The 23,744-nt window shown below is 33.2% G+C and carries 27 protein-coding genes, 4 tRNA genes and 5 pseudogenes; 16 read left to right on the top strand and 20 right to left on the bottom strand.

The genetic code is table 11. The annotated features are described in order from the left end of the window. Positions 1–5 precede the first annotated feature (5 nt). Positions 6–455 carry a hypothetical protein gene (locus STK_RS01320; RefSeq protein ID WP_010978183.1) on the top strand — a complete coding sequence of 150 codons (450 nt, stop codon included), beginning with the start codon at positions 6–8 and terminating at the stop codon, positions 453–455. 9 nt (positions 456–464) lie between these two features. Here the strand turns inward: STK_RS01320 and STK_RS01325 are convergent, their stop codons facing one another. Genes STK_RS01325 through STK_RS01340 form a run of 4 tightly spaced genes read right to left on the bottom strand, consistent with a single transcriptional unit; the run spans position 465 to position 3,013 of the window. After that, on the bottom strand, positions 465–887 hold the full coding sequence (locus STK_RS01325) for a DUF2153 domain-containing protein (RefSeq protein ID WP_052846228.1): 423 nt from the start codon (positions 885–887) through the stop codon (positions 465–467). A gap of 47 nt (positions 888–934) precedes the next feature. Next, positions 935–1,333, bottom strand: coding sequence for a Trm112 family protein (locus tag STK_RS01330; RefSeq protein WP_010978185.1), 399 nt, complete (start codon positions 1,331–1,333; stop codon positions 935–937). Then, entirely contained in the window at positions 1,330–2,697 is a 1,368-nt protein-coding gene (glmM, locus tag STK_RS01335; protein WP_010978186.1) for a phosphoglucosamine mutase, read from the bottom strand. Before glmM ends, STK_RS01330 begins: the two co-directional genes overlap by 4 nt. A gap of 13 nt (positions 2,698–2,710) precedes the next feature. Beyond that, on the bottom strand, positions 2,711–3,013 hold the full coding sequence (locus tag STK_RS01340) for a hypothetical protein (RefSeq protein ID WP_010978187.1): 303 nt from the start codon (positions 3,011–3,013) through the stop codon (positions 2,711–2,713). 441 nt (positions 3,014–3,454) lie between these two features. On the opposite strand from STK_RS01340, the gene STK_RS01345 reads away from it, so the two are divergent. Beyond that, positions 3,455–3,727, top strand: a complete 273-nt coding sequence (locus STK_RS01345) for an ACT domain-containing protein (protein WP_052846230.1) — start codon at positions 3,455–3,457, stop codon at positions 3,725–3,727. Then, positions 3,728–5,065 (top strand): PFL family protein, encoded by a 1,338-nt coding sequence (locus tag STK_RS01350; RefSeq protein ID WP_010978189.1) that lies wholly within the window; start codon positions 3,728–3,730, stop codon positions 5,063–5,065. A 373-nt stretch (positions 5,066–5,438) separates the two neighbouring features. Here the strand turns inward: STK_RS01350 and STK_RS01355 are convergent, their stop codons facing one another. Then, the gene (locus STK_RS01355; protein ID WP_010978191.1) at positions 5,439–6,026 is read right to left on the bottom strand and encodes a hypothetical protein; all 588 of its coding nucleotides are present in this window, start codon (positions 6,024–6,026) and stop codon (positions 5,439–5,441) included. Between the two features lie 378 nt (positions 6,027–6,404). Between STK_RS01355 and STK_RS14695 the strand changes: the two are divergent. After that, a pseudogene (locus STK_RS14695) lies at positions 6,405–7,446 on the top strand (ISNCY family transposase). A 7-nt stretch (positions 7,447–7,453) separates the two neighbouring features. Here the strand turns inward: STK_RS14695 and STK_RS01375 are convergent. Both STK_RS01375 and STK_RS01380 read right to left on the bottom strand, forming a co-directional pair. Beyond that, a pseudogene (locus STK_RS01375) lies at positions 7,454–8,287 on the bottom strand (ParB N-terminal domain-containing protein); the annotation flags it as partial. Further along, positions 8,287–8,547 (bottom strand): winged helix-turn-helix domain-containing protein, encoded by a 261-nt coding sequence (locus STK_RS01380; protein ID WP_010978196.1) that lies wholly within the window; start codon positions 8,545–8,547, stop codon positions 8,287–8,289. The gene STK_RS01380 and the pseudogene STK_RS01375, both read right to left, overlap by 1 nt. 119 nt (positions 8,548–8,666) lie before the next feature. Here STK_RS01380 and STK_RS01385 point away from each other — a divergent pair, with 119 nt between their 5' ends. The 5 genes and pseudogenes from STK_RS01385 to STK_RS01400 all read left to right on the top strand — a co-directional run bounded on the left by STK_RS01385 (position 8,667) and on the right by STK_RS01400 (position 10,744). Further along, positions 8,667–8,960, top strand: a complete 294-nt coding sequence (locus STK_RS01385; RefSeq protein WP_010978198.1) for a helix-turn-helix domain-containing protein — start codon at positions 8,667–8,669, stop codon at positions 8,958–8,960. After that, positions 8,953–9,240, top strand: coding sequence for a type II toxin-antitoxin system RelE family toxin (locus tag STK_RS01390; RefSeq protein WP_010978199.1), 288 nt, complete (start codon positions 8,953–8,955; stop codon positions 9,238–9,240). The genes STK_RS01385 and STK_RS01390 overlap by 8 nt, the downstream gene beginning before the upstream one ends. Positions 9,241–9,468: 228 nt before the next feature. After that, positions 9,469–9,792 (top strand): hypothetical protein, encoded by a 324-nt coding sequence (locus tag STK_RS01395; RefSeq protein WP_010978200.1) that lies wholly within the window; start codon positions 9,469–9,471, stop codon positions 9,790–9,792. Between the two features lie 3 nt (positions 9,793–9,795). Further along, the gene (locus tag STK_RS15835) at positions 9,796–9,921 is read left to right on the top strand and encodes a hypothetical protein (protein ID WP_269770901.1); all 126 of its coding nucleotides are present in this window, start codon (positions 9,796–9,798) and stop codon (positions 9,919–9,921) included. A gap of 110 nt (positions 9,922–10,031) precedes the next feature. Further along, positions 10,032–10,744: pseudogene (locus STK_RS01400) on the top strand (IS6 family transposase). A gap of 47 nt (positions 10,745–10,791) precedes the next feature. On the opposite strand, the gene STK_RS01405 reads toward STK_RS01400, so the two are convergent. Continuing rightward, entirely contained in the window at positions 10,792–11,166 is a 375-nt protein-coding gene (locus STK_RS01405; RefSeq protein ID WP_010978202.1) for a hypothetical protein, read from the bottom strand. Between the two features lie 42 nt (positions 11,167–11,208). Between STK_RS01405 and STK_RS01410 the strand changes: the two genes are divergently transcribed. Continuing rightward, on the top strand, positions 11,209–11,715 hold the full coding sequence (locus STK_RS01410; RefSeq protein WP_010978203.1) for a DUF1286 domain-containing protein: 507 nt from the start codon (positions 11,209–11,211) through the stop codon (positions 11,713–11,715). Between the two features lie 278 nt (positions 11,716–11,993). Here the strand turns inward: STK_RS01410 and STK_RS01415 are convergent, their stop codons facing one another. Next, positions 11,994–12,221: a hypothetical protein gene (locus STK_RS01415; protein WP_052846232.1), complete on the bottom strand. Its 228-nt coding sequence runs from the start codon at positions 12,219–12,221 to the stop codon at positions 11,994–11,996. Between the two features lie 462 nt (positions 12,222–12,683). On the opposite strand from STK_RS01415, the pseudogene STK_RS15915 reads away from it, so the two are divergent. Continuing rightward, a pseudogene (locus STK_RS15915) lies at positions 12,684–12,833 on the top strand (DNA-binding protein); the annotation flags it as partial. A 40-nt stretch (positions 12,834–12,873) separates the two neighbouring features. On the opposite strand, the pseudogene STK_RS01420 reads toward STK_RS15915, so the two are convergent. The 3 genes and pseudogenes from STK_RS01420 to coaBC all read right to left on the bottom strand — a co-directional run bounded on the left by STK_RS01420 (position 12,874) and on the right by coaBC (position 15,607). Beyond that, a pseudogene (locus STK_RS01420) lies at positions 12,874–14,157 on the bottom strand (tyrosine-type recombinase/integrase). Between the two features lie 98 nt (positions 14,158–14,255). Continuing rightward, a tRNA-His gene (locus tag STK_RS01425) sits at positions 14,256–14,330 on the bottom strand. Between the two features lie 38 nt (positions 14,331–14,368). Then, the gene (gene coaBC / locus STK_RS01430; RefSeq protein ID WP_010978206.1) at positions 14,369–15,607 is read right to left on the bottom strand and encodes a bifunctional phosphopantothenoylcysteine decarboxylase/phosphopantothenate--cysteine ligase CoaBC; all 1,239 of its coding nucleotides are present in this window, start codon (positions 15,605–15,607) and stop codon (positions 14,369–14,371) included. A 38-nt stretch (positions 15,608–15,645) separates the two neighbouring features. Here coaBC and rimI point away from each other — a divergent pair, with 38 nt between their 5' ends. Further along, a complete protein-coding gene (rimI, locus tag STK_RS01435; protein WP_010978207.1) occupies positions 15,646–16,149 on the top strand; it encodes a ribosomal protein S18-alanine N-acetyltransferase in 504 nt (167 codons plus the stop codon). Here the strand turns inward: rimI and STK_RS01440 are convergent. From STK_RS01440 to STK_RS01470, 7 genes are all read right to left on the bottom strand, one after another. After that, positions 16,129–16,545: a hypothetical protein gene (locus STK_RS01440; RefSeq protein ID WP_232616509.1), complete on the bottom strand. Its 417-nt coding sequence runs from the start codon at positions 16,543–16,545 to the stop codon at positions 16,129–16,131. The genes rimI and STK_RS01440 overlap by 21 nt on opposite strands. After that, positions 16,529–17,425 (bottom strand): triphosphoribosyl-dephospho-CoA synthase, encoded by an 897-nt coding sequence (locus tag STK_RS01445; RefSeq protein WP_052846234.1) that lies wholly within the window; start codon positions 17,423–17,425, stop codon positions 16,529–16,531. Before STK_RS01445 ends, STK_RS01440 begins: the two co-directional genes overlap by 17 nt. Beyond that, positions 17,394–18,311 (bottom strand): nucleotidyltransferase, encoded by a 918-nt coding sequence (locus tag STK_RS01450; protein ID WP_010978210.1) that lies wholly within the window; start codon positions 18,309–18,311, stop codon positions 17,394–17,396. Before STK_RS01450 ends, STK_RS01445 begins: the two co-directional genes overlap by 32 nt. Further along, positions 18,278–19,177 carry a DUF1464 family protein gene (locus STK_RS01455; RefSeq protein WP_010978211.1) on the bottom strand — a complete coding sequence of 300 codons (900 nt, stop codon included), beginning with the start codon at positions 19,175–19,177 and terminating at the stop codon, positions 18,278–18,280. The genes STK_RS01450 and STK_RS01455 overlap by 34 nt, the downstream gene beginning before the upstream one ends. Continuing rightward, positions 19,146–19,727 carry a hypothetical protein gene (locus STK_RS01460; protein WP_010978212.1) on the bottom strand — a complete coding sequence of 194 codons (582 nt, stop codon included), beginning with the start codon at positions 19,725–19,727 and terminating at the stop codon, positions 19,146–19,148. The genes STK_RS01455 and STK_RS01460 overlap by 32 nt, the downstream gene beginning before the upstream one ends. 32 nt (positions 19,728–19,759) lie before the next feature. Then, entirely contained in the window at positions 19,760–20,425 is a 666-nt protein-coding gene (locus tag STK_RS01465) for a hypothetical protein (RefSeq protein WP_010978214.1), read from the bottom strand. A gap of 102 nt (positions 20,426–20,527) precedes the next feature. Beyond that, positions 20,528–20,625, bottom strand: a tRNA-Met gene (locus STK_RS01470). 140 nt (positions 20,626–20,765) lie between these two features. Here STK_RS01470 and STK_RS01475 point away from each other — a divergent pair. The 3 genes from STK_RS01475 (at position 20,766) to STK_RS01485 (ending at position 22,344) form a co-directional block, all read left to right on the top strand. Continuing rightward, a tRNA-Asp gene (locus STK_RS01475) sits at positions 20,766–20,841 on the top strand. 296 nt (positions 20,842–21,137) lie between these two features. Further along, positions 21,138–21,839, top strand: a complete 702-nt coding sequence (locus tag STK_RS01480; RefSeq protein ID WP_010978215.1) for an ABC transporter ATP-binding protein — start codon at positions 21,138–21,140, stop codon at positions 21,837–21,839. A gap of 61 nt (positions 21,840–21,900) precedes the next feature. Beyond that, a complete protein-coding gene (locus tag STK_RS01485; RefSeq protein ID WP_010978216.1) occupies positions 21,901–22,344 on the top strand; it encodes a GNAT family N-acetyltransferase in 444 nt (147 codons plus the stop codon). On the opposite strand, the gene STK_RS01490 is transcribed toward STK_RS01485, so the two are convergent. Further along, on the bottom strand, positions 22,337–22,867 hold the full coding sequence (locus STK_RS01490) for an adenosylcobinamide amidohydrolase (protein ID WP_010978217.1): 531 nt from the start codon (positions 22,865–22,867) through the stop codon (positions 22,337–22,339). The two genes, STK_RS01485 and STK_RS01490, sit on opposite strands and share 8 nt — an antisense overlap. Positions 22,868–22,990: 123 nt before the next feature. Between STK_RS01490 and STK_RS01495 the strand changes: the two genes are divergently transcribed. Further along, a tRNA-Ser gene (locus tag STK_RS01495) sits at positions 22,991–23,074 on the top strand. Positions 23,075–23,744: the final 670 nt, after the last annotated feature.

Here is a 23,744-nt window from a genome sequence, read left to right on the forward strand (position 1 = left end):
ATTAAATGTCTCAGCCAGGACAGACTAAATCAAAAGAGCTTAAACTCACATCTAAACAAGTATTTACTCCAGATTCATTAAAAGATGATAAAAGAAAAATTAAATTACTGTATCTAATAAAAACCTTAAATGGAGCCTCAGAAAAAGCACTAACTATTGGTTTATATGAGCTAAAACAGAAGGGATTAGACTTAGGATATCAATTTAATGTAATCGGAAACAATGTTTTTAGTCCAATGATAAAAGAAGATATCACAGCATTACTATATGTTGGATATATAGAAAACGATCCGCAAAGTAAAAAATTAAAATTAACTTCTAGTGGCCAAGAATTCCTAGATAAACAGCAGATTGAGGATGACTTTAAAAATAATTTAGCACAACTTTTAAGCGATATTAAAATGAAGATAAATGCAATAGATGAAGAAAATAGACTTAAAAATAAAAGAAGATAATACTTTATTTCACATTGTCATGAACGTTCCTCTTCTATTTTGAGTAGTTTGTTGCTCTTCATTCAGAGGTCTATTCCATATTAATGGATCTAATTTTCCTTCTTTACTTAATTTTACTACTAATTCTCTGAATTGACTTGTATGTCTTATATCTAATTCTAATAAAGTTTCCAATATATTCCATGTAGTTCTCATAACATCTTCTAACATCTCCTTAGGCATATGCTTTATAATTTGAGGATCTTGTAACCATTGATCAAAAGCTTTAACTGTTCTCATAATATGTTGAAAAGCAACTCTAGTTGCTAGGATTAAATCTAATCTATCTGTATCTCCAGCTTCATATTTTTTCTCCAACTCTTTTAATGTCTCTAACAAATTTTTCTGCATCTTAATCCATTCGTCAAGATTAGATAGATATCCACTTTCCAATAGTTACACCAGATAATATTATCTTAATTCAAACTAATAAAGATATGTCAACTTTGTTCAGACTTTAAGTTGAAAGGAACTCCTTCTTCCAGGATCTCTTTAGGAATGCTATTCTTATACTTCTTCATAAAACTCAAGTCTTCATCCTTTCTTCTTAACTTGTCTGGTAACATCCTAGGAATCTCATCAATAATTGGATACCATCTTTTACAGTTTGGGCAGTATAATAAACCGTCAACAATTTCATACTTAATACATTCTTCACAAGGAGTAGGTTCTTTCATATCTTTTATAAACTGATTCTTATAACTACAATAAAGTTCACATAATGGTTTCTTTTCATCTCCTATACCTCTTTCTACCATTCTTGTTGAAAAAACGTAATACTTTAACGGAAAATGCTTACATATAGGACATGCCAAAAGATCAAGCAACCTGTATTTCATTTACCCTCTACAATCTTTTTTAATTCATTAACTAAATTATTTGCTACGTTTTCATCTTTAGCTTCAGCCATTATTCTTATTATAGGTTCAGTCCCACTTTTCCTTACAAGAAACCAGAAATCTTTACCTATGATTTTGACTCCGTCTATAGTTATTGCTTTAACACTAGAAGTTGAATATACTTCTAATATTTTCTTATAAATTTCCTCAACCATTAACCCTGGCTTTAGGTCAACCTTAGTTTTTACAAGATAATATTTAGGAAGCCTATCAAATAGCTCTGCTGACGAAACATTTTCATTAGCTAGTAATTCTAACATTAAAGCAAAACTCATTGCACCATCCCTTACATACTGATGTGGAGGATACATAAAACCTCCATTTTCTTCAAACCCAGCTAGTGCATTCTCATCCGCTACCTTATGTGCTATATCAACACTTCCTACTTTTGTCCAATCAACTTGAATATTATATTTACTTAAATACTCTTCTACTAAGCTTGAGCTTGAAACAGCAGTAACAATCTTCTTTATAGCTTTAGGATTTTTAACAGATGCCCAATATGATAATAAAGTACCACTCCTATCACCCCACTGTACTCTTCCTTCAGAATCAATAAAAATGGCTCTATCAGCATCACCATCGTGTGCTACACCTAAGTCCACTTTTAAAGTCTTTACAACTTCTGCAGTCTCTTTAAGACTATCAAAAGTAGGCTCTGGTTGTCTAGCTGAAAATAAGGGATCAAGATTTCCATTAATCGTGTAAATCTTACAACCTAAAGCTCTAGCAACTAATGGAGTAGATAAAGCACCTACACTATTAGCCGGATCAATTAATACCTTATAATTTTTCTTTTTAATTTTCTCTATATCAACATGACTTAAAATTCCATTTACATAAGTAGAAATAACTCTATCTTCTCTCTTAACTTCTGTAGTTAGAGAACTCCATTCTATAGTATTAAATCTTTCAGTAAAAAATAAGTCCTCGATTTCATTTTCTTTCTCTCTTCTTATTTCAATACCATCCTTATCAACAACTTTTATCCCATTATATGGTGCTGGATTATGGCTAGCAGTAATTACAACTCCACCATCATAACCCAAAGTTTTCACAGCATATTGTAAAGCTGGTGTAGGAGCCATACCACCATCATAAACCTCAACACCTACACTTAGTAAACCACCTTCAACAATTTTAACTAACATATCACCCCCTGCTCTTACATCCCTGCCTACAAGAATTTTACTATTCTTTCCAAAAAATGTCCCTATAGCTTTAGAAAGCTTTAATACCAATTCTGGAGTTAACTCTTTATTAACTATCCCTCTTACTCCGTCAGTACCAAAAAGCTTACCCATATACTAAGATTGTCTAACTCGATTTTAATTTCTTTAGTAGTTCTAAAGCTTCCAAACCTCTCCTATCCACAACAAATTTGATATTTCTAATACTCTGAGCTTGTTTATTTTTCCTTACTTTCTTTAGAGAATGTAATATTTTTTCTATTTCCTTTTCTATCTCATTCACATTTTTATTTGCTTTTTTAGCCCTGCTTATCTCACTTTTTATTTGATTATGAATTTCTGTCATAAGCAAATTCAAATCTTTTATTAATTCTTTTTTACTTCCATATTTTTTCTTTTTAATCTGAGAAACAAGCTTTTCGAGTTCCATATAAATAAAAAATTATCATGGGTTTTAAAACTAATTTAGCTATAATATACAGAAAGCCTTGTATGGTAATAATAAATAGTAAGACCCATAGCTAAATTTTCTGTTAAATGAGATTCTTAGTTAGAAACAGTCACTTTGGAAATTAATACATACTGATCCATTTAATGTGCGTAATCATAATAAAGACACAGTATCTTAACAAATTTTATCCTAATGCCAAATACTATAGAAAGATAATAGAACTTTCAATCTTTAAAAACTTATCATTAATATAAATTAGATCGCCACTAGGAATAACTTTCTTTACTTGGAGAGTAAACTATAAATTAACAGATTAACTTACTATACCATTATCAAACTTTTATATAAAGAAGAAATACTATTAACATATATAATACGTTGACAAAAACATAATAGCTAGAAAAGATTTCAGAATATCTGATGGAAAACGCTATAATTATAGTAGTAGGAGCTGATAAACCTGGAATCGTAGCTGGAATAGCGTCAAAACTAGCTGAAAATAATGCAAACATAATCGACATCTCACAAACTGTTATAAGGGGAATTTTTGCCATGATCATGTTAGTTGATATTTCTAAATGTAAAGTGCCATTAGATGAATTGAGAACACAACTACAAGAGAAAGGTAGAGAGCTAGTGGTTGAAGTACACACATACCACGAAAAAGTATTTAGATACATGGAGAGGGTATAAATGAAGTATAGCGCAGAAGAAATAATAGAAGTATATCAAATGCTTAACGAGGAGGATCTAGATATTCGTTCAGTAACTCTGAGCATTAACACACTCTTCGCAATATCAGATGATTTAGATAAATCATTAAAGAAGTTAGAAGAGATTAATAATTTTCTAGAAAGATTTTCAAAAATCGTAGATGAAGTAGGAAGTAAATATGGAATCAGAATTGTTACTAAAAGAGTATCTGTATCCCCAATTCAGTTCTTTCTTGAAGTGCTAGATGAAAAAGACGGAATAGAATTAGCTAAATATCTGGATAGAATAGCTGAAAGAAATAACATAGATTATATAAGTGGTTATTCAGCTTTTGCAGATAAAGGATTTACTAGAGGATCCTTAAGAGTTCTTAAAACCTTAACAGACGCACTGAACAAGACTAAAAGACTAGCTGGAATGATTAACGCTGCATCTACGATGTCTGGAATGAATATCGATGCAATAAAGATCTTCGTAGACCGAATATTCGAAATACCACCAGAATCCTCATCAAGGACAGCTATAATGTCTAATGTTCCTCCAGATTCGCCTTTTGTACCTTCAGCTCACCACGGTATGGGAATGCCAGAGGCTACAATAAATGTAGCTGTAAGCGGACCAGGAGTAATTAAAGCCGCTATTGAAAGAAGTAAACCTAAGACTTTACAAGAACTCCATGACATAATAAAGAGGGCAGCATTTAAGATTACTAGACTCGGTGAACTAGTAGGAAGAACTGTAGCTGAAAACATGGGGATAAATTTTACAACTGTTGATTTATCATTGGCCCCCTCACCTAAAGTAGGAGATAGTGTTGCGGAAATTATAGAGACGATGGGGATAGAGAAGATAGGCGGACACGGCTCATTGGCTGCATTAGCTATTTTAATGGACGCTGTAAAGAAGGGAGGAGCTATGGCCACATCCTCAGTTGGCGGTCTCAGTAGTGCGTTTATTCCGGTAAGTGAAGATGCTGTAATGTCTGAGAGATCATTAGAGGGATATATAGATTTTTACACTCTTATAGCGTTATCCTCTGTATGTAATAGTGGCATAGATATGGTAGGAGTAAGCAAGTCACAAGGGAAGGATAAGGTAATAGGACTAATTTCAGACATCTTAGCATTAGGAATATCCTTAAACAAAATCCTTGGAGCTAGAATAATACCCATCGACTCACCACCAGGAAGTTATATAGATCTTGGAGGACTTCTGGGTAAGATAGTAGTTATGAAATTAAAGGACGTCAATGTGTCAAAGTTTACTTCATACAGAGGTTTCATACCCAGTACCGTAAAAAGGCTAGAACTAGGTTAATATAATATAAGTTTCTTTATACGTAGAATAACTACATGTATCATACTTTAAACTTTGTTACTAGCCATAAAGGAATTTTTGTTATCCACTTCCAAACTTACAAATAAACACCACATTGACATCTCGATTTAAAGCTTTCGTAAAGTAAAGAGACTTTATTTAAGTTAGGTTTTATAAGATTCTTTAAACTATACTATAGAATATAAATATGTATTAGATGTATATTATCACGAACACGTAAAAATCACAGGTAAACTAACCGCATACTCATCCTTTAATAGACTAGATAATTTAAGTTTATCAATATGAAATCTCACTTTTTTCTACATAAGAGAATTTTACATTTGATTTATTAGTATATCTTTACAGAATTTTAATATGGTGGCTGATAGCCACCACCAAACCCTCCACCTGGATTCCCATACGGCCCACCTCCGTACATACCGCCTTGTGCCGGTGGAGAATTAGCTACTATTTGAGCTATGTAATTAAGTAACTGATCTTCACCGGCATATTGTTGATAAACATGATATGCATCAAAGGCCGTTCCACCTATTCCTAAGATTGTTAGTAATTTGTTATGTAACATTTCATCGCTAAAGAATGAAAATCCTCCACTCATAGCTAATGGAATTAAATCCTGAATCCAATTTGCTACGCCAGTTTCAATAGTCACTATCCCTGGCCCTTGACATATCCTTATTGTATAGGCCTTATTTGCATCGGTTAAAAATCCAAACAAGCTCGAATGCTTAGCTTGTATAACTACCATATTTTGGCTTATCATAGGGTTTACTTGAAATCCCATTCCATTTAAATACGATACTACTTGTTCACCCACATATTGCATATTTATTGGATATGATACTGGTACTGTTATTGTTTTTCCACCTAATCCTATAGAACCCCCACATAATGTTGAGCCAAATGAAGGCTGCTGTCCAAAGAATGGAAATCCCATATATTAATTAAATTCTATTAAGTATATATGTTTATATTTATTCAGCATATATTAACTTCTTTTTTATGTTATTATAACCTCTAACTTATGAAATATATGGAACCGACCACTCTTCTTCACGCATCTCACATAACTTCATCCAAAATAAAACGAGGTAGATTCGTTATTCCGGCAGGTTTGTTAGAAGTGGTAACATGTAGTGCCTACCTACGAACAATCCTGGTAATATAATAATTTGTATCCTAATACCTCACTAACGCTCCTATATAGCTTGCACTATGCTTGAAGTTTAATCTAAAGATTAGCATTTATAGGAAAATCCTTGCAGTTTAAGGGAACCTTAAAAACTTTTTAAAAATTAGCCAAACAAAATATCGGATGAATACAAACTCATTACTCCAAGAGTATTACAAGGCACTTCAAGAAGCATTACAACAAATATTCAAAGCCTTGACTAGCGTGAGAAAAGACACACTAACAAGACTAGTATTAGGAGGAATAATTGGTGGGACAGCAACAGAAATAGCACAAGCAGTAGGCATGGACTATGAGACAGTACTAAAAAACCTTGATAAAATAGCAAACATAAACTTGATCAAAATAGTAAAAGAAATAGTAAAAGACCACCCAGTACAACTAAGACGACACACACAACCACAAAGCAAGAGCAATATCAGTATCAAGAAACGGAACACAAGCCTTTTACTGCAGAGAACACAAGAGATACGAACCAGCAATACAACTCCTCCTAATAACACTAAAAGACTTGAGGACAAACGAAACCTACGTAGTAACAATAATACCTTATATACCACAAAAGGTTGTTGAGGAGAGGGGAGAGGAAGTTGAGTTCAAGACCAAAATTCAAGGATACTTGGAAACGTTGCCAATGCTCGAGAAGGAGTTTAATGTTGTGTGCAAGGTTTTTGATTCTTGGTATGTTAATTCTAAAACTCTTTTGGAGGATACTGTGGGGGAACTCAAGGCAAACGCACGTGTTGTCGAGGGTGGCAGACATGTGCCAGTTGCCGAGTTCCCCGAAGGGGAATACCTAGTAGAATACCTAGGTACCCCCATAAAACTACTCGTAATAGACAATTATAAAAGTATGGGAAAAAGATACTTCTTCTCAACCAACACAAATGACACACCAGAAGACATAACATGGGAAAACCGTTGGGATATTGAAGTAGTAATTAGGGAGCTAAAGGCTCTAGGCTTAGAGAAGAGCTCTTTCCTCACATGGATTAGGAACAAGGGTTTCATAACCTTGAAAGCCCTCTCCCTCCTCTTAGTCCTCTTATTCAAATATTCTCTTGGCTTAAGGTTGGGAGCCAAGAGGATATCAAGGTTGATAAAAAGTATTTATCAGTCTTTGGGTGGAATTAAGAAACTGTTTAAGAGAAGGAAAAAGACGTAAAATGCTACTCAGTCTTCAGCTTGTTTATCGCTTGTGAAACAGCCATTTTATGGTCTAAAATTAGCTGTAGTAGATCGTCTCTTTCTAAGATGATTCTACGGCCTTCCTTAGTAGTAAGTAGCTGACTCCTTTCCGTTGGAGGAAGATTAACAATCTTTTGAAGCTTATCCTTAGCTTTGGTATATAATTCATATGCAGGCTTTAGGGGAATTTTTCCTTCATCGACTAACTGCCTTAACCATGGGAATTCTGATATTCTTGAATAACGATCTAATTCTCTTTCTGACACCTCCTTTGCACCTATCTCTTCCTTAGCCTTTTTTAGAGATTCGTAACTTATCCTATTTGTTTCATTATTTGCTTCTGAAATACTTTGACTTGTCAAAGATTTTTTCTCACTTTTCATTTCCGAATTCCTACCACTGGTGGTAGGATTTTGATCAGATTTTTGTATCTTATTCTGTTTACTTAATCTTTCTATCTTTTCTGCAACTTCTCTTATTAACCTTAGTACTTCATTCTTCTCTAGATGTCTTCTTTGTAAATTTAGCATAGCTATTAATTTATATGCAGTAACTCTGTCCTCAGAACTCTTAAAATTCTATTTTCTTACTTTAACTTCCTTAAAGTTCAGATTCTTCATTATTGATACTCTAGTATATCCATCGAGAATAACATAGTCTTCATCAACGTCTATCGGCAATGTTTGACCGTTCTTTGCAATACTGGAAGCTAATTGTTCCTTCATATTGTTAGGAGGTACTAATGACTTGAACTCATCATCTTCTTTTATTCTTTCAATAGGAACTATTTCTTCAGTATAGGATAATGTAGAACTCATTATGGATTCACCAGCTCCTTCAAACTTTCAATTTGTTTTATGAACTCGTTGAGAATTTGTTCGCCTTTCTCTGTTATTATGTATTTCCCATCAGCATACGTTACTGCCCCTAACGCCATTAGCTTGTAGATATTATCCCTAACTGTATTGTATGGAATATTTGCCCCTTCGCTTATTTCAATTATCGTTTTTGCTTCTCTCTTCTTTCTTAAATATGCAAGGATTTTATACATGGGGATTCCTTTTAATTCTTTTGACATATCTATCGTGTAATGTTATACATTACACATTATTTAAATCTTTTCTCTGTTCCGTTTCGCATTACAAATTACATAATGTTAAATGAAGAGTAGACTGAAAGTATCATGTAGCGGTTAGCATGACAGATAAAAAGCCGTTTGCTTTAAGTGAGGTTGCCCAAAGGGTTTTGATAGTCCTCGGAAGGGAAAATAGGGGTCTAACTGTTAGAGAGTTAGTTGAAAAAACAGATACTAACAGTGGTAGTATCAAGAGAGCGTTGGAAGAACTTGCCAAACTTAACCTAATAAAGGAGGAAAAAGAAAACGTGTTTCCATATAGGAGGTTAATCAGTCTAACGGAGGTCGGAAGGGAAGTGGCTAAAAGAGTTATAGAAATAGAGGAATTAGTTAAGAAAGTGCAGTCAAATGGCTGAAGAGTGGAAATTAGTATTCCATATCAAAATTAAGAGACTACCCAGGGAGTTCCAGAGTGATGAATTAGAGAGGATAGAAGAGGCTTTAGACAAGCTAAGTAAAATGGAATTAAATGAGCTTGATATAAAGAAACTGGAGGGTTGGAATGATAATGAAAACAGAGATATATTTAGGATAAGAGTAGGAAGGGATATAAGAATTCTTGTCTCTTTCGATAACGAGAAAAAGCAAATTCATATATGGAGGATTGCTAGGAGGGAGTCTGTTTACGATGAATAATAGCGCTCTCTTTCTTTAACTCATTAAACAGTTTGTGTAATTCCTCACTATTATTAGTTATAGTAATCTCGTCAGTTTCCGGCTCTATTATCTTGATTTGTTTCTTTTCCATAGGTAATAGTTACACTACTTGGCTTAAAAAGATACAGTTAGGATTATTGTGTCCCGTTTCGCATTACACAGTAAAATTTAAATAATGTGTAATGTATAACATTACACAGAACAAACATGATTTCCACACAAATCCCCTCAAAATCCATGATTAAGAGAATAGATGTTTTTTACACATTAGGTGAAGGTGTAATCGTAAGTGCAGATATAGAAAGTAAGTCCAGACCAAATTTAACACACTATACTAGGCTAGTAATAGACCCCATAACAATGAAAGTTGTCAAAAGCAGTTGCGATTGCGAAGGCTACACATTTAGAAGACACTGCTGGCACATCGAAACACTAAAGCAGTTGTTAAATGATGCTAAGGTTAAGGAGGAAGTAGAGAAGGCTAGAGAGGAAATGATGGCAATCGAAGAGGACATAGCTTCGTGGGGATGAAGAATGCAGGCACAGAAGCAAGTTAATGGTAATGAACTACTAGAAATCATTAAGGCTATTTATTACATTAATGAGGCTATGAAAATTACAATGAGTTATGACGATGAGGCATACGAATACCGAGTGTGAACAACAATTTCGTTCATTTGAAATAAATTGTATTAATTGTTTTTACTTAGATGGAGAATTCATCGTAATACTTTTTTGGTGAGCACGGGGATTTTTCTTGGGGGTGAACGATGAATAACCCAACTAGATGGAGGACTCCCGTGCTCACCCAAGTTATTCTAATCCTAATGGAGTATATTAATCTTGAGCCTAGGTTTTATTCTAGTGAGGTAGTAGCTTTGGCTTTGGCTAGTTATCTCTCTGGTTTGTCTTCTTGGAGGACTTGTTTGCCTCATTCTACTTTGTTGTATTACTTGAGGAGGTTGAGTTGTGTTAGGTATGTGGTGCCGGTTAGTGGTTTTTATGCGGTGGATGAGACTAAAATTATGGTGATTAGGGGCAGTATTATTATGTGTGGATTGTGAGGGATGTGAAGACTGGTGCGATACCTTTCTTCATGGTGACGAGCTCTAGGAGTGGGTTGCACGTGCTGGTAGTCTTGACGAACATGAAGAATGTGGAAAAGGAGGCTGAGAAGGTGCTCAAAACGAGGATAGACAAGGTAGTCTACATACACGATGGGGCAACAGTCTATAACGCATTCACTTGGCTAAACGTGGAACACAAGAGGGTAACGTTCAACGAGAGGGACTACGCAGAACAAGGGTTCAGAAGCTTAAAACATAGAATATCCTCAATGGATTTTCACTTTCCATGGAACACTAATAGGTTCACGCTCACAAGGTGGTTATCGCTGTTCTTCCTAGCTTATAACGCGCTTTACGCTCCAGTATATTTTCCAGATAGGGGGGTGATAATAAATGTAAATATTTCAAATGAATGAAATTGTTGTCCACACTCACGGCTTTTTGATGAAGATACTCCGATAAACTAAATTCTTAATGAATATAAGAGGCTTTTAAGTAATTCTATTCCCGCATTTACTTCGTTTTCAAGGCTCTTTTTGAGGGGGAGTACTCTATTCGTTCTGAATATAAGCCGTAAACCCGAATCGTCAGCCACGGGATATAAAAACACTGAAATTCTGTCTTTTATGCTTCTTTTTCTATAAATTTCCCAATTAATATCGTATTCACTGAAATAAACTATAGCGTTATATTTTCCGTTAATCAACCAGGTTAAATTCCCCGTTTGTTCTATCTTATTTATTTCATAAAAAAGCCTGAGCACACCATCTGTGATGAAAAAAGCCCTTAATTTTTTATAATTCATAGGCAAAACAGTTTCAATTTCTATCTGCTTCATCAATCTAAGAAGTTTTTAAAAACCGGAATAATCGGTGAAAGTATGAAACTTAAGACACACTATGTTTTCTCGCTTGGTGTTATATCATTAGTTTTGGTTTTTCTTTCTAACAATTTTTTCGTGAGTTTTTTCGTAGCTGCGTATTCTTCTATTTTGGGTAATTCTCTGATTGATAAGATAGGGCATAGGGAGTTGTTGACCGGAAGGGGTTATATACCGGTTAGGTCTCCTTTAACCCATACTTATCCTAGGAGTGTATTATGGGGATTATTACCAACAATTCCCTTAATCTTCCTCATACACTATATGTACGGTTATTATGCTTTAATTGAAGTATTGGTCTCCGGAGTGATAGTAGGTCCTACTCATATGTTTCTGGATATGTTTACTGAAGCTGGGGTTTATGTGAAGAAGAGGGGGAGGTGGAGGAGGTTCGCATTAGCCCACTATAGGTATGATAACCCAGTAGTAAATGGTTTAGCAATCTTTGCCGGATTTATGCTTCTGTTAATCGCATATTACATTACTAATTCCTATTATTATTTCTAATGAAATAATATATGAAAGTAGAAAGATTTTTAAACCTGTTTTCACAGAACTAGAAATCGGGGATGAGGGGATGACGAGGGGTGGCGATCTGAAAGCTTGATGAATGGCTTGGAAGCTGACCTGACCCCCTCATCCCTAATTTAATCTTATCCTCCTAACTATTAAGCTTTCTTCTCATTGAATTTTGAAAAATCGGGCTAACAGAGTAGGTATGCACTAGTCGTCATTTTAATGCGTGAGAAAATTTGAAATAACTGGGGAGTTTACTGAGAAAAATTTTATTTAACCTTCTTTTCTAGCTCCTCAACCCTTCTCTTTAACTCCTGAAGTTCTTTAACTACTTCTTCTATACTTATTTTATTTCCTTCCTTTTCCTTCATATAACACTCAAAAGCGTCTTTTAGCACTTCATATACACTTACTTTCCTCTTTTCAGCTTCATCAACTATCTTCTTCCACAACTCATCATCTGGGAAGTAAACTGACTTATAACCGGGTCTAGGCATTTTACCTCAATATACTTTATTGTACTTTAATATAAAAACTTTATTGTACCATAATGTACCACAAAATTTAAATATCTGAAAGTACAATATGGTACGTGGCGGGGTCAAATGGTGATGACGGACGACGGGCTGACATATGATGAGCCTGTTACGAGCTGACCCCGCCTCATACTTCTTTGTACTTTATAACTAATAACTTTAATCCTGCCCGGATCCCAAATTTTTTGCTTACAGGAGCAAAACTCTCACGATAAAGTAAGTAGGACTAAATTTTGTTTGACCTGTGGGGACAGGGTAAGAAACTCAACTTTGCAGCACTGCTATGGATACTACAAATTTTTAATCCTGTTTAAGGCTTTAGATTCAATTATGGCAGAGAGAGTTTTAGAGAAATTAACAGTACCTCAGAGGATAATGTTGGCTTTCGGGAGCTCCCCCGGTTGTCTTTAATTAGAAGAATTAGAGAGAAAGACCAGGGTAGATAGAAAAACACTTACAGTATATTTATCGAGGATGGCAAAAGAGGGGATAATATACCGAAAGTGGAGGAAGATAGCGGGGAAGAAATTCCGTGAATACTGCCTTAAATACAGAGAAGAATTAGTAAGTTAGCGTTAACTGGGGAGTTAACGTAAGTCAGGGCTTAACATACTTACTCTAAGAGACATGGGGCATATCTATCATAATACTGCTGCAGCTCAATATCGCTTATAACGAAATAGTGATCCTGGAGTATTCTAAATTGCTGTGGCGAAACTCTACCTTGGAGGAGATTGACGACCATCGGAGATACTCCTTGTTTTAACATATAAGATGCAAAGAAGGACCGTAAGTCATAAAGTCTGAATTCTTTACCCACGGTCTTCCTCATAGCCTCCTTAATTTCCATTCGTAAAACGTCTTCCCGGAATGGGAATAGTTTCAGCTTCCACTCCTCTATATCTATCCCTTGCTCAGGGTTTGCAGCTGCTAATTTCATAATGCTGCTTTCATACTTCTCTACGAATTCCTCACGGTAGGGCAAATAAACATCTCTAAGCCATGCTGCAGTCTTCTCATGTAAAAATGAGATATAAGCCCTTTTAGTTTCGCTCTCTTTCATAATTTTAATAATTCTATGCTCAAGGTCTATCTGGTCAATCTTAAGGCTCAAAACTTCCCCTACTCTCAGCCCAGTTTCAGTTAATAATAGAAATAGAGCTTTAGCACCTAAGTCATTGATGTTGTTGAAGATTTTCTTCAGGGTATCTAATGATAAGGGAGGAGGCTTATAATTAAACTTCCTTTTAGGTAATTTGAAGGAATCGTATAACTCTTTTGCTACCCTGGAGTTTTTCGGCTTTATTATTTCCTTAATGAATAGTTTGAGAGTAGTTGCATAATATCTAGCCTTGTTTAAATTTTCGGCTTGTAGGTCCAGCATATATTCCTTAATCCTTTCTGGAGTAAGCTCATAGTTCAGGTCGGCTAATATTCTTCTTATATTTTAAATATGCTCATCTGCGGTCCTCTTAGCTCTATTCTCTTTAACGAATTTTTCGAATAACTCAACATCATCTTTTGTAACGATATAACTATTAGAAGCAGCTTTAAGATAGTCCCCCAGGTACTGCCATATCAGGCTAATGAAAAAGTTCCGGAATCCTTCATCTCTTACTGCTTTAATAATTACACTTAAAGCGATAGTCGGGTCTACCTCTACGGTCCTTAAACCGTAGATAATATCAGAAAGTTCTTCAATAGTAAGCAGTTCTGCAGCTTTTTCAACTACTTCATCTGGGACCCTCTGTATCTTTCCATTAACATAACGGTTTACAGTGGATTTGTTGAGCCCTAGATACCTAGATACATAGCTTAACCCTTGTTTTTCTACTGCCTTCTTCAGTATCTCTATCTTCTTCTTATCATCTAAATTTGAAACGTCAATTTTTGGCATAAATTGTATACCCCCTTTGTATATTCTACGTAGTTGCAAATATAACGCTCACAGTTGCATGAAGGTAAAATTTCTCTAAAAGAAGAACGTTAAATTAGGGCTCGGGCCGGGACTTGAACCCGGGACCTACGGGTCCACAGCCCGTCGCTCTAACCAGGCTGAGCTACCCGAGCCAATCCCATTATTATTTCTAACTTCCAATTTTTTAAGCTTACCCATGTTTTTGAACCTTATACTCTTGCTTAACTATGTCAAGTATTTCTCTAGCTATAACTGTTTTATAATTTTTATTTATTTTCTTTATAAAATTGTTTCCGATTACTATAACTTCATTAAAATCTGATGAAAATGCTATATCTTTTCTAGAAGCATTATTCGCTATTAGCAAATCAAAGCCATGCCTCTCCTTCTTTATTTTACCTTTTTCTATTAATTCATTGTCATCTTTTACAGTCTCTGCAGCAAAACCTACTAAGAAAACATTATATTTCCTTATTATACTTGAGATCTTTACTGTTTTTTCAAGTTCTACTGTAGGAGTTTCTGTATGACTATCAATCTTTGAAGAAGCAATGTTTTTAAACTTATAATCTGCTGGTGCTCCAGCTAAAATCACAATATTATATCCAGTTTCTACAAATTTCTTCACTTCATTAGCCATTTCATCAGTTGTTTCTACCTGAACTTTCTTTTTAACATAAGGCTTTATATGAGTACTTAAAGGACCATGAACTAAAACAACATCAGCACCTCTAAAATATGCCTCGTTTGCTATTGCAACTCCCATAGTCCCACTACTAGGATTTGAAATAAATCTCACTGGGTCTAAATGCTCTCTTGTAGGGCCAGCTGTAACGACAATTTTCAATCCTTCTAAATCCTTACCCCTAAGAAGTAAGGTTGAAATATAATTTGATAAATATTCTATATCTGGATAATGAGCAACATCTCTTACAAGAAAAGGTTCTACAACAATTACTCCTATCTCATTTAGTTTATTTATATTATTTATCATTTGAGGTGTAAAATACATTGGTAAATGCATCGCTGGAACTAAGATTAGAGGTTTTTTTAGACCAATAAAATTAAGAGCAGTAACTGTTATTGGAGTATCTGCAATTCCATTAACAATTTTGCTTATAGTATTTGCTGTAGCTGGTGCTACAACATATGCGTCATAATCTTCAGCTAATGTAACATGTTCTATCCCGCCAGAAATTTTTGTTATCACTGGATTACCAGTTGCCCATTCAAACATTGTAGGAGAGACTAATTTTGAAGCGTCTTTACTCATAATAACTTGGACTTCTGCACCTAACCTCATTAAGCTTCTCACTAAGTCAATAGTCTTATAAATGGATACACTACCTGTGACTCCTACTAAAATTTTCTTATTCAAAAGTTCTGATGAGATCTCGCCTATAATTTTCTTCGAGGGATGAATAACCATCAGACATAAATTTAAACTTCGAATAAAAACCTTATATTATGGAGTTTGCTGAAGCAAAAAAGGGAAAAGAATATAGAATAAGAAATGCAAGGTTAACAGATGTAGATCAAATAATAAAAATTAATAGATTAGCTTTGCCTGAAAATTATCCCTATTATTTCTTTGTAGAACACCTAAAGGAGTATGAAGCGGCATTCTTTGTCGCAGAAGTTGATGGAGAGGTGGTAGGTTATATAATGCCTAGAATAGAATGGGGATTTAGTAATCTGAAACAATTACCAACATTAGTTAAAAAAGGGCATGTTGTATCTATAGCAGTTCTAGAGCAATATAGAAGATTAGGCATAGGCACTGCATTACTTCAAGCCTCAATGAAAGCGATGAAAGAGGTTTACAACGCAGAAGAAGTTTATCTAGAAGTTAGAGTGAGTAACTCACCAGCGATTAATTTATATAAAAAATTAGGGTTTAAAGAAGTAAAAGTATTAAGACATTATTATGCAGATGGAGAAGATGCTTACCTAATGGCTGCTCCTCTTTAATTCATATTCTCTCCCATCATAGACGACATAATAGCCCTTTTCTAAGCTTCCTACAGATACAACTTTAGTTTTACCTATATCATAAACCTTTTGCTCTATTAAGTGGCCATGAAAAACAATTTCTGGTAGATTTGATAGGATTTCAGCTAAGACTTTTTGGGATCCTCTAGGATTTCTAGGAGGAAAATGAGTAATTACTTTTCTATATGAAAATGAAATGAATAAATCTAACACTCCTTCTTGGATGAGTAATCCATTCTTGCGTAAGTATTTTTGAGTAGTAATGTCTTCCATTTCACCCAATATTCCCTTATATTTTTTAATATATTGAGGACACTCTACATCACCAAGTCCCACAATTAAATCAACTTCTAACTTGTTAAGAAAATCTATCACATCCTCTCTGCAAGGTACTTGTGTAACCAAGGCTATTTTTCTTATACCATTCATCAAGATAATATAAACCAATACCAGTAGCTATAATATCTGCCGTTGACCCGGGATTATATCTATTTTTAACTAAAAAATCATCAAAGTCCTTTATTCTCTTCAAAGAATAATTTTTAAGTATAGAACATGCAAGTTGTGAGACACGTATAGCAGTATAAGCTCCGTATTTTCTTAAAATTAGACCATCTGGAACTTCGCATAATATTTTTATAAAACTATATAGAACTCCTTCCTCTAATCCCTTGTTTTTAATCTCTTCTATAACTTCTAAAGAATATCTATAATTTAAAACCATATTTCTTACAGCACTATCTATTTCAGAAGATTTCAAAAAAATATCATATAACGTATACTTCTCTAATTCTCTGTAATCCATAACTTCCATCTTTCCCAAGTATGATAAATTCAGTTCTCGTAATGCTAGAGAGAAAAAATATGAGTCTTTATTATTTAAAGAAAGTATAACTTGTGAAGCTTTGAGTAAAGTGTCGCTTAATGAGTAAGAAGAAGAATAAGCAATTGGTAATAATTGCATTGAAGTACCAAAAATAGAGAAATTTATATTAAGTTCTTTACTTTTAACTATAGCATAGTAAAGTAAATCATAAAGACTTTCATATTTTTTATCAAACTTTCTCTTGCAAGCTTCTTTGTAATACCTCTTCATTAGTAAAGCTGAATAAAGTATATCAGAAAAATTTACAGAGGTAATATCTTTAACTCTAGAAGCATTACCAGGCTTATTTATTAAAGCCTCATCAATAGAAGCCTTAGATAAAATATAACTTATGCTATCACAATATTCTTCTAATGTAGCCTTTAACATCTCTATCACCTATTATCATTTTTACTTCACCATCCTCACATCTCATAAGCATACCTTTGACGTATACCCTATTGGACTTATACAAAAGCATAGAATATATACCTTCATATGAGACTAGAAGTTGAGGAGCAAAACTACCTTTTATTATAGAGACATTTGACAAAGTAACCACAGAAGGATAGAAAAGCGAATTAAATTTATCATCAATATTAGCAATAATCTCTCCTTCTCCGATTCTTTTACATACAATATTACAATATTTTTCGACTTTATCGTTCACAAAAAGAAAGGAATATTTAATACCCTTATACATTCCCCTAACTCTTCTATCATACAGATCCTTAGCAAGATTTAAGGAGATATCATAGTTCTTAATAGTTTCCGATATCCAATCTTTATCTTCATCAAAGCCTTGAAATGATTCAAGAAAATCAATAGTATCTTTAATGCCATAAATCACAAAATCAATATCAGAATTTTCATGCGAAATTCCAGCTAATAAACTTCCAGTTATTCCAATATTCTTAATGTTCACGTAGTCATAAATTTCCAAGGCTAAACTTTCTAATTTATTTTCACTTTTTCTAATTATTTTTCTCATTTTTTCCTCGGGTTTTAAGTGCTTTACTATCATAGACTTTCGTAATATAGGAAAAGACACATCATAACAAGGCTCATATATATACTCTTGATTAACTTTGAGTAGATTATGAACACCATAATATCTTAATACTCTTTCATACCCTTTCCAAATTCCTTTTCCAGTGTATATATATTTTAAATAGGCGTATATATAACCGAAAGTGTTAATATTAGAGTAAACAACGTAAATACTATTGTCTTTACTAATTATTAAGTCTTTATCAAGGAAATAATCTCTTCCCATCCCTTTAATCTCACATATGATATTGCTGTATTAGAGCTTTTTAACATATCTAAGTATTTCCTATAAATACCACCACCAACAGCATTAGCAATATATGCTGAGCCCACAGCAGCTTCCTTAAACTTAAATTCAAACTTCTTACCAAAATCTAGCTCATATTTTCTTTTCCCAGAAACAATAATCGGAATGTCGAACTTAGTAGAGTACCATTCAGCTATCATTCTAATTAACTCTTTTCCTCTTTCCCAATTACCATTACTGTATATTACATCCTTGGTTATCTTAGCATATTTGTGTAAAAGATAAGCGACTTCACCATCTATAAAACCGGCAGAAGTAGGACCAGGTATAATAGTACCACCAAATCCATCAATAATCTGTCCATCCACAACTATAATAACAGCAGAAAAATTACTTCCTACTTCTACTAAAACAAAACTATCATATAAAGTCCTATAGAAAAACGCTGAAGCTACTTTGTCTGCAGTACCCATGTCTATTATGTTTATTTTCCTGTAGGTAGGCACGCTATCAAGTTCTATAACACTAGGAAGTACGAACGCATTATTTAACCATATTGAATTCCTTAAAAAGTTCCTTAAAGGTCCTTCTTTACTGGGATCTGCTAATGACAAAAGAAAAATCTCCCTTTCTGTTATCTTATTAACTTTGTAGAAAGGTAAACCATGTCCAGATGGAACTGCAACTAATAACGGTCTAGTTCTAACTATTTCCCTAACTAGTGAAATAGCATAATGAGGAATTAAAGATGTAGGAACTTCTCTATATGATAGCAATATACCTAATTCACTTACTTCGGCAATAGCAAATGTATTACTCCCTGGATCTATTCCGATAAATTTCATTTTCCTCAATATAAATTTCTACCATTAAATCGCTTTTCTTAACGTTGTACTTAACCTCTTTACCAGTTATGGTATCTTTAAGTAAATTTTCCGCGAATTTTTTGAAGAATTCAGTATTTTTCTCCTTATCAAACTTGTATATTACTATTTGTTTTTCTGGAGAAGAATACATATTAGCCTTCTCGCCCATTAAAAGTTGAGATATGAAATCTAAAATAGCAATAAGTCTACTTATTTTACCTTCTTCAGTAAAGGAAAGAGTAGAAATATAACTTGAAATCAATAAAGATAAATCCTTTGGAGTTACAGATTCAATATTAATAGATAAAGCCTTAACAGAACGTAGATGCTTCAAAAGTAAATAGTTAAGTTGAAGGTAATTTAACTCGTCTTGTAATGATCTGTAAAGAGAGATATATAATTCAACTGCTTTATTCGTAATATCATACACAGTTCTTCCTTCTTCGTCTGCTATACTTTTTAATTCATTATATAATAACTCTTTCATAAAGCATGATTGTCTACTTTTTTCTTCTCGATTTGCTTTCATGTATACAATTGTATACAAACTTATTTATAAATTTAATCCTTAACTTTCAAAGTCAAAATAGAAAATTGTCCACTTTCACTTACTTGAGTTTTAGCAACAGATATATTAATCTCTAATAAAACATCCCTTAAAGCTTGGGATACAAACTCTAGGAGATTTTTATCAGCGGGCTTAGTAGATATTTTACATATAATATTATCTCCAGAAGTAGAACAGTCTATATTATCAAGAAAAAAAGAGATAAAAGGTAAAAAAGAAATAAGTTTTTCTATCTCATTAGAATTATGTTTATCTATTCCCGCTAGTTTTACCCATCTTAAGTAGTCTTTTCCAGAAGCTATTATAAAAGAATAAAGTAGATCTTTAGCTTCATCATCTTTTTGAAGATACCTATTTATTATTAAACGTGCAAGGCTTGATACAAACAATTTCGTAGAAGCGTAAGAATAATAAATTCTTGAAAGATTATATAAATCATCCCATGAGTTTTGGGTTTTTAATACTCTCTCTATCTCGGAAAAAATATTATGTAAGACGTTATTTACACTATCATCTATATTCTTATATCCATTAGAAGTAAAAAATGAAGATAATTTCCATTTTATAAGATTTTCAATATTATTTAGAAGTTGTGCATTTTCTTCAGACATAGGATGAAATACTTTTTTACCTTTCTTCTTCTCCTCTTTCTTTGCCACACTTACTAAAACAAGTTAAAGGTTAAAATATTATTTCATCAGTGGCTGCCCACAAGCTGTCACATTTCCATTCGGCTCTTTGTCATCATAATGGGGGCGGGATAGCGGCGCCTGGACTTGAACCAGGGACCTCGGGGTCTCACCGTGGGAACTTACCCCACTTATGAGCCCCGCGGGCTACCAGGCTGCCCTACGCCGCTACTCAATCCCGCCGTGTTTATTTATATTAATTGGACGTAATAAAGCTTTCTGTTTATAACCTATTTTTGTGTCCTATATATGACACACGTTAAAGAATATAAGAGATAGCTTTAAATGCCGTTTTGTAATAATATTTTATGCCGCGGTAGTCTAGCCCGGTTCTAGGATGGGGGCCTGTCGAGCCCTTGACCCGGGTTCAAATCCCGGCCGCGGCGCTGGCGGGCACGCCCCCATCCCTTTATATAACTTTCTATTATTTTATATAAAAGATATACAAATTAATATCCTTATTTATCACTCTAATCTTTCTCTGCTAAATAAACATATTCTTCTTAATATCTTTTACATAAAAAATCATTCTATTCTTTCAAACGAGATATATAAATTCTTATCACAAGAGAAACCTAAGACTAAATAAAAAGGAGTATATATATGTTCTTTTTATGACATAATATTGATGAGTTTCAATAGGACTTGTAATTCTTTATAGTTGTCTTCACTCTTTATATTTATGTTATGTATCCATGTAAGTAACGTAGAAAAAAGATATGGTAGTTTGATAGCATTAAATGGAATTTCCTTTGATATAAACTGTAATGAAAAATGGGCGTTGCTGGGGCCTAATGGTGCTGGTAAAAGTACTTTATTAAAAATTTTGGCTGGATTAATAAGACCAGATAAAGGAGAAGTAAAGATTATGGATAAAGATCCATCTTCAGTAGAAATAAAGAAAATTCTTGGATATCTACCGGAAGATGCTGACCCTTTTCCAGGGCTTTCTGTTATAGATAATTTGAAATTTGTAGCCTCATTAAGAAATGTTGATGAAAACAAAATATACGACCTATTAGATATATTAGATCTGCGCCGTTACATCAATTATAAAGCTTCTACATTATCTAGAGGGAATAAACAAAAATTAGCTATTGCTATGGCTATTCTGCATGAACCTAACATTATTCTACTAGATGAGCCTTTGAATTACCTTGATATTCCAACTCAAGAGACTGTAATAGAACTACTAAAGAAAATGAATACTTTACTGGTTTCAACTCATATACTTTCAGTTGCAGATAAATTAGCAACTAAAGTATTGATTATTTCAAATGGTATTATAAGATGGATGGGAGATTTCGTTGAGCTTAAGAAAATGGCTAATGGAAACGAATCTATTGAGCATATTATAGCTAGGCTAATTAAAGGATATTATTAGTTCATCAGAAAAGTTTTTTAAGTATAAGAGAAAGCATAAAATTGTAAAAGGAAAAGAGAATATGAGTATTGAAGAACTAATAACTTCTTCTCTTTCTAAATATGATAGCTATTATGCATTAAAAAATGCTAAATCCTCAAAAATTTTAATACAAAAATATAACGGAAAGGAAATAGGATTTGCGGAACTCAAAAAATATAAAAATATCGGGGCAATATTCTATGTAGGTATCTTACCAGAATACAGAGGTAAAGGCTTTGGAAAAGAATTAATAAAAAAAGCTGAAGAGATATTTAAAAGAAAAAATGTTGATATTATAGTAGCTTCAACAAAAAGTGATAATATTGCTGCAATTAAACTGTTTAAGAGTTTAGATTATACCATATTTAATAAAAAATATGTAAAGAATAAGATTATTGAGCTATTGGACGCGTATGAAGATGATACTATTGTTTGCAAAGAATTAAATGAAAACATAGAATGTGGAAAAATGATATTTAAGTAAGTAATTCCTTTATTTTTTCTCGTACAATTTTAGCTATTCTTTTTCCTAATTCTGTTGAAGGACCCGAAAAGTACTCATTGCCTGCAAGACTACCTACAGCAACTGCATCACTTGCAGTACCAGTATATGGAAGGGATAAATCTCTTAGCGCACCACATTTTGCTTCTGTAACAGTTCTTACCAGATCGACTAATCCATTAATGTTTAGGCTAAAGTCTAAAAATACACCGATATTTATAGTACAACCCGCATCTTCTCCACTTTCGCCTATTCCAGCACTAAGGAAAATTTTTATTTTTCCATCATATTTTTCAAAAATAAACTTCTCTGATGCAGTCATAAAAGCTACACTATTTTCATTTACATATTGCATAATATCAGTCCACGGGTTAGTATTACAGTAATTCTTATCTACTATCACTAAAACTATATTATCAACATAACTTATTCCTTCTGGATATAATGTTGACGAAAGAGTAATGTATTGTTTGTCTAAAGAATATCTTAGTACTTTTTTAATCACAGCAATGTCTTAATTCAAACTTAAATAAAACATTTTAATAAAATAAATTCTGAAGCCAGCTAGGATAATAGAGTTACTAGGTATGAAAAACGTTTTTAATTTACTAATGCATATGTTATACTTGCCGGGGTGCCCGAGCGGTCTAAGGGGGCGGCCTGGAGAGCCGTTGGGGGTTTCCCCGCGCGGGTTCAAGTCCCGCCCCCGGCGTACTAAATCTTGCTTATACCCCTATATTATTCTTTATATAAACATAGAAAATATATTATATATAGCATAATTATTTATAGTCAAAGCACTCCTTCTCCTACAAACACATATCTTTTTCCTTTCTTGTTTTATAATTAGTAATGAAATAATAATTATAAAAATTTTTAAATATTCTAGATCTCTCTAACATATTAATCAGATATAACATTAAATATAATTTAGTCACGATTTATAATGAAACGTACATTTTTCTTTTTATTACTCTTCAAAGAAATCATTAATAACTTTTCTAACCTTGCGATATATCTTAAATATCTTCTCAAGGAGAGAAAAATGTTTATACTTTAAGATAATTTTTAATTTTTTAAAATTAATAACTATTTCAATTACTCTGATTATTCTGAGAAATCTAAGAAATGGAATAGCAAATAATATTGAGGTCCAATGTTTGCGAAAAAATAAGCTTATATTGTTAATTTTTTATAATTAACTAGAATATCTACCATAGAAACTAATATCGAAAAATAATTATTATAATTAACTACAGTTTTTAAATAATAGTTATGCAGTGAAAGAAAACTCAAAATAAATAATACCATCCAGATGATAGCATAGATATCAATAGAGTATCTTCATATTTCATAAATTTCCTCCATACGAAAATCTATGA

It is taken from the genome of Sulfurisphaera tokodaii str. 7 (genome assembly GCF_000011205.1).
Taxonomy (GTDB): Archaea; Thermoproteota; Thermoprotei_A; order Sulfolobales; family Sulfolobaceae; genus Sulfurisphaera; species Sulfurisphaera tokodaii.